Annotated in this window: 1 protein-coding gene; it reads left to right on the top strand. The window is 45.6% G+C overall.

Features of this window, described 5'->3' with window-relative positions; all coding sequences use genetic code 11:
• Positions 1 to 588: aldehyde dehydrogenase family protein (locus GY843_RS08925; RefSeq protein ID WP_297308716.1), on the top strand; the 588-nt coding region annotated here is incomplete at both ends.

The following is a 588-nucleotide window of genomic DNA, read 5'->3' as shown; positions in this document are numbered from 1 at the left end:
GCACCGCATAATCATTCGTTGGAACTTGGTCAGTGGTATCAGGGTGGTCAGAAGGAGATCAATGATGCAATAGCATCCGGTGCCAAAGCCAAAGATGATTGGGAACATATGCCATTTGAGGAACGCGCCGCAATATTTTTGAAAGCGGCCGATCTGTTGGCTGGACCATATCGTAATATTGTTAATGCCGCCACAATGCTGGGGCATAGCAAGAACGCTTTTCAGGCGGAGATCGATGCTGTCTGTGAATTGGTTGATTTTTTCCGATTCAATGTTGCCTTCGCTGAGATGATCTATGATATGCAACCTGAAGATGCCAAAGGAATTTGGGATCGTTCTGATTATCGTCCACTTGAGGGTTTTGTTTTTGCAGTAACACCATTTAACTTTGTGTCGATTGCTGGGAATCTGCCATCGGCTCCGGCTATTATGGGTAATACCGCGCTTTGGAAACCAGCTTCGTCGGTGACTTATACTGCCTACTTCCTGATGAAAATATTTAAAGAGGCTGGTCTGCCTGATGGCGTTATCAATATGGTTACCGCTCGCGGTGCTGATGTTGGTGAGTTGGTACTAAAGCATAAAGAT

This window comes from Neptuniibacter sp., assembly GCF_024231755.1.
In the GTDB taxonomy this organism is placed as follows: Bacteria; Pseudomonadota; Gammaproteobacteria; order Pseudomonadales; family Balneatricaceae; genus Neptuniibacter.
This window is presented reverse-complemented; position numbering and strand designations above follow the sequence as displayed.